The organism is Arthrobacter sp. (assembly GCF_031179385.1).
In the GTDB taxonomy this organism is placed as follows: domain Bacteria; phylum Actinomycetota; class Actinomycetes; order Actinomycetales; family Micrococcaceae; genus Arthrobacter_D.
Genome location: NZ_JAPSHV010000152.1, coordinates 1 through 5,178 on the forward strand (window position 1 = coordinate 1; position 5,178 = coordinate 5,178).

4 protein-coding genes are annotated in these 5,178 nt (G+C 65.1%); all 4 read left to right on the forward strand.

Translation table 11 applies throughout. The features are described 5' to 3' along the window. Nucleotides 1-90: 90 nt before the first annotated feature. Nucleotides 91-1,512, forward strand: coding sequence for an NAD-dependent malic enzyme (locus tag RIF85_RS14355; RefSeq protein ID WP_309072581.1), 1,422 nt, complete (start codon nt 91-93; stop codon nt 1,510-1,512). Nucleotides 1,513-1,521: 9 nt separating this feature from the next. Beyond that, nucleotides 1,522-3,120 (forward strand): malate synthase A, encoded by a 1,599-nt coding sequence (aceB, locus tag RIF85_RS14360; RefSeq protein WP_309072582.1) that lies wholly within the window; start codon nt 1,522-1,524, stop codon nt 3,118-3,120. Next, nucleotides 3,121-4,386 (forward strand): DUF6986 family protein, encoded by a 1,266-nt coding sequence (locus RIF85_RS14365; protein WP_309072583.1) that lies wholly within the window; start codon nt 3,121-3,123, stop codon nt 4,384-4,386. A 10-nt stretch (nt 4,387-4,396) separates the two neighbouring features. Then, on the forward strand, nt 4,397-5,178 hold a 782-nt coding region (locus RIF85_RS14370; protein ID WP_309072584.1), incomplete at its 3' end, for a bifunctional allantoicase/(S)-ureidoglycine aminohydrolase.

A 5,178-nucleotide genomic window follows, 5' to 3' on the forward strand; every position in this document is an offset into this window, starting at 1 on the left:
CCAGCTTGTGTTTCCATCAGACAGATAATAATATCCATATTACGGAAACAATGAAGCGGCCGGGAACGGCCATAACCAGAAGGATCTTCAATGGCGAGTCCTAGCCCCGGTTACTCCATCACCCTGCGCGTCCAGGCGCCTTCGAGCTTTACCACTACCGCGGAGCTGGCGGCTGCCGTCGGCTCCGCAGGTGCGTCCATCACGGCTCTCGACGTTACCGAGTCCCATCACGACAGCATCGTCGTCGACGTCAGCTGCAACACCACGGACGCCGCGCACGGCGAACGCGTCCGCGACGCGTTGAACGCCCTCGACGGCGTCAACGTGAAGAAGCTGAGCGACCGTACGTTCCTGATGCACCTCGGCGGGAAGCTGGAGGTCGTCCCCAAGGTTCCGCTGCGCAACCGCGACGATCTTTCCCGGGCCTACACTCCCGGCGTCGCACGCGTCTGTCTTGCGATCGCTGAAAACCCCGACGACGCCCGCCGCCTCACGGTCAAGCGCAACACCATCGCGGTGGTCACCGACGGCTCGGCCGTACTTGGGCTGGGGAACATCGGGCCGGCCGCCGCGCTGCCCGTCATGGAGGGCAAGGCCGCGCTGTTCAAGCAGTTCGCCAACGTCGATGCCTGGCCCGTCTGCCTCGATACGCAGGACACCGAGGAGATCATCAGCATCGTCAAGGCCCTCGCACCGGTCTACGGGGGAGTCAACCTCGAGGACATCGCTGCACCCCGTTGCTTCGAGATCGAGACCCGGCTCCGGGAGGAACTGGATATCCCGGTATTCCACGATGACCAGCACGGCACCGCGATCGTCACCCTGGCAGCCCTGACCAACGCTCTCCGCGTCGTCGACAAGCAGATCGAGAACGTGCGGATTGTCGTCTCGGGTGTCGGCGCCGCCGGCTCCGCGATCATCCAGCTACTGCAGGCGCAGGGCGCGAAAAACATCGTCGCGTGCGACCGCAAGGGTGCGATCCACAGCGGGCAGACCCACACTGACGAGCATCGCCGCTGGATCGCCGAGAACACCAACCACGACGCCTTCGCGGGATCGCTGCATGAGGCACTGGTTGGTGCGGACGTCTTCATCGGCGTGAGCGGCCCCAACATTCTCGGCGAGGAACAGGTCGCGTCGATGGCGGACCAGGCAATCGTCTTCGCCATGGCAAACCCGGATCCCGAGATCGATCCGATCGTTGCCGCCCGTCACGCTGCCGTGGTGGCCACCGGCCGCAGCGACTTCCCGAACCAGATCAACAACGTCCTCGCCTTCCCGGGCTTCTTCCGCGGATTGCTCGACGCCGGCGCCTCCGACATCACGCCTGAAATGTTGGTCGCGGCAGCTGATGCAATCGCCGCTCGCGTGGACGATGATGAACTCAACGCCAGCTTCATCATTCCCAGCGTCTTTGATCCGCACGTGGCGAGCGACGTCGCTGCAGCGGTTGCCGCCGCAGCCCACGCTGCGACGGCATCCCAGCAGCCCGCCACAGCATCAGCAGAGTAGGAGCAGGACATGTCCATTGAGCTCACAGGTACGACGCCGGTCGCCGGCTCGGAAACGATCCTCACCCCCGAGGCACTCCAGTTCCTGGAGAAACTTCACCAGACCTTCCGGGCAACCCGCGACGAGCGGTTGGCCGCCCGCGCGGTGAGGCGGGAAGAAGTGGCGCAGACCGGCAGGCTCGACTTCCTTCCGGAGACCGCCGAGATCCGGAACGGTAACTGGACCGTAGCCGAGGCGCCCGCGCAACTGCAGGACCGCCGCGTGGAGATGACTGGACCGGCGTCACCGGCGAAGATGGCCATCAACGCCCTCAACTCCGGTGCGAAGGTATGGCTGGCGGACCTTGAGGATGCAAGCGCTCCCACCTGGCACAACGTTCTTGATTCCCAGCTAAACCTCTACGGGGCCGCCCGCGGTTCGCTGAGCTTCACCTCCCCCGAGGGCAAGGAGTATGCCCTTCGGACGGACGCGCCGCTCGCCGTCGTCGTCGCCCGTCCGCGCGGCTGGCACCTGCCGGAGAAGAACATCATCATCGACGGGCAGCCGGCCGTTGGTGCCCTGGTCGACTTCGGGCTGCACTTTTTCCACAATGCGAAGCACCTGCTGGAGACCGGAAGCGGCCCGTACTACTACCTGCCCAAGCTGGAGAGCCATCTCGAGGCCCGGTTGTGGAACGACGTTTTTGTGTTTGCCCAGGACTACGTGGGAGTGCCGCAGGGCTCGGTCAGGGCCACCGTCCTGATCGAGACGATCCCCGCCGCCTTCGAGATGGACGAGATCCTCTACGAACTGAGCGAGCATGCTTCCGGCCTGAACGCCGGCCGCTGGGATTACCTCTTCAGCATCATCAAGTACTTCCGCGACGGCGGTGAATCCTTCATCCTTCCCGACCGCGCCTCCGTGGTGATGACCGCACCGTTCATGCGTGCGTACACCGAACTTCTGGTCAAGACCTGCCACCGTCGCGGTGCCTTCGCGATGGGCGGCATGGCGGCGTTCATCCCGAATCGCCGTGAGCCCGAAGTGACGGCCCAGGCCATCGAAAAGGTACGAGCGGACAAGACCCGCGAGGCCAACGACGGCTTCGACGGCTCCTGGGTTGCCCACCCCGATCTGGTGCCCGTCTGTCAGGAGGTGTTCGACGCCGTCCTCGGCGACAAACCGAACCAGCTTGACCGGCAGCGCCCCGACGTTGAGGTGACCGCGGAGCAGTTGCTCGACGTCGAGTCCGCCGACGGAGATGTGACCGAGGTGGGCCTGCGCGCCAACCTCTATGTCGCCGTCGCGTACGTCGCCGTCTGGCTCTCCGGGAACGGTGCCGTGGCCATTCACAACCTCATGGAAGACGCGGCGACGGCAGAGATCTCCCGTTCACAGGTGTGGCAGCAGATCCGGAACAAGGTGGTGCTCGCGGATACCGGCAATACGGTCACGCCGGAGCTTGTGAACACCATCCTCGCCGAGGAAACCGAGCGGCTGCACGGCGAGGTCGGGGATGAGGCGTTCGAGAAGTTCTACGAACCGGCCAGCCGGCTGATCGCGGACATCTGTGTTTCTGAGGACTACACCGACTTTCTCACCCTTCCCGCGTATGAGTTGGTGAGCTGAATGGAGTTCGCGCTCGGTTTCGACGACTACGCCGCAATCGACTCGAAGCTGACGGACACCGACAGGCTCCTCCGCACCGGGTACCCGGGCGACAGCGGAACGCGCCAGCCCGTCCACACCGTGTACGTTCCCGCAGACCGCTACCAGCCGTCGCTCCCCGGTGACTGGGGGCGGGAGGCACTTGCCGCCGTCGAACGTGCCGGCGGGATGGGCGCGCTGTGCGCGGCGCTTGGCGTGAACGACGACGTCGGCACGCTGGTGGGCGCGAAGCTCACCACAGAGCCGATCGAGGACCTGCGCCTCGACTTCGAGGATGGATACGGCAACCGGCCCGACGATGAAGAGGATGCCGACGCCGCACGTGCCGCCATCGCGGTGGCACGGGCGGTACGGGACGGCATCGCGCCCCCGTTCATCGGAATCCGTTTCAAGTGCTTCGAGGAGCCGACCCGCCGTCGTGCGCTGAGGACGCTGGACCTCTTTGTCGGCGGACTGCTTGCAGAGGGACCGCTGCCTGAGGGACTGGTGCTGACGCTTCCCAAGGTCTCCACGGTGGCGCAGGTAGAGGCCATGGTGTTCGCGTGCCAGCGGCTCGAGGCGGTGCACGGGCTGCCTTCGGGCAGGCTTCGGTTCGAGGTGCAGATGGAAACGCCGCAGCTCATCCTGGCCGCTGATGGCACAGTGCCCGTTGCGCAACTGCTCCACCGGGCGGAGGGCCGGGTGTCCGCACTGCACTACGGCACGTACGACTACAGTGATTCCCTGCAGATCGCCGCCGCGTACCAGTCGATGGAGCATCCCGCCGCGGACTACGCGAAGCAGGTCATGCAGGTGGCGGTTGCCGGTACGGGGGTCCGGTTGTCGGACGGGTCCACGAACATCCTTCCGGTCGGTAGCGACGACCAGGTGTCTGCGGCGTGGGCGCTGCACGCCCGGTTGGTCAGGCGCTCGCTGGAGCGCGGTTACTACCAGGGCTGGGATCTGCACCCTGCGCAGCTGCCGAGCCGCTTCATCGCCACGTACGCGTTCTACCGCGAAGGGCTTTCCGCCGCGGCTACGCGGCTTCGCAACTACGTGCACAGGATCGAGAGCTCGATCCTCGACGAACCTGCAACGGCCCGCGCCTTGGCGCGGTTCGTCCACCGCGGCGTGCTGTGCGGCGCTGTGACCGAGGCAGAAGTCAATGAACTTGCTGGGATTTCCCTGCCTGACCTGGAAGCGCTCGCGCACCCGCGGAAACTTCCTGAAACAGCTGAAAACATCTAAGGACCGAACTTTGAGCAATTACTTCGCACCCGAATCCGTCCTGCCGCCGCAGACGGACCTGCTGACAGGACGCGCCGTCGTCACCGAGGCCTACACCGTGATCCCGCGCGGGGTTCTTCGCGACATTGTGGTCAGCGAACTCCCCGACTGGACCGGAACCCGCACTTGGATCCTGAACCGGCCGGTTGCCGGCGGGGCGACGACGTTCGCCCAGTACCTCGTTGAGGTGTCACAGGGCGGCGGCTCGACCAACCCCGAGCCCGAAGCCGGCGTCGAATCCTTCGTGTTCCTTCTTGAGGGGGCTTTGACCGTCAAGCTCGGGGGCGAACTCCACGATCTGACGCCCGGCGGGTTTGCCTTCATCCCCCCAGGAGCCGAATGGGAAGTATCCAACTCGGCACCGGAGCCCGCGAAGTTCCAGTGGATCCGGAAGGCGTACCAGCCGCTTGCAGGGCACACGCCCAAGGCCCGCGTCGGTAACGAGCAGGACATTGAGCCCGGCGCCATGCCCGGGACGGAAAACAAGTGGCGCACCACCCGCATGCTGCCCACGGATGACATGGCGTACGACATGCATGTCAACGTCGTCACCTTCGAACCCGGTGCCGTTATTCCCTTCGCTGAAACGCACGTTATGGAGCACGGGCTCTATGTGCTCGAGGGCAAGGCCGTGTACCGGCTGAACCAGGACTGGGTGGAGGTCCAGGAGGGCGACTACATGTCACTTCGCGCCTTCTGCCCCCAGGCCTGCTATGCGGGTGGACCGTCGAACTTCCGCTACCTCCTGTACAA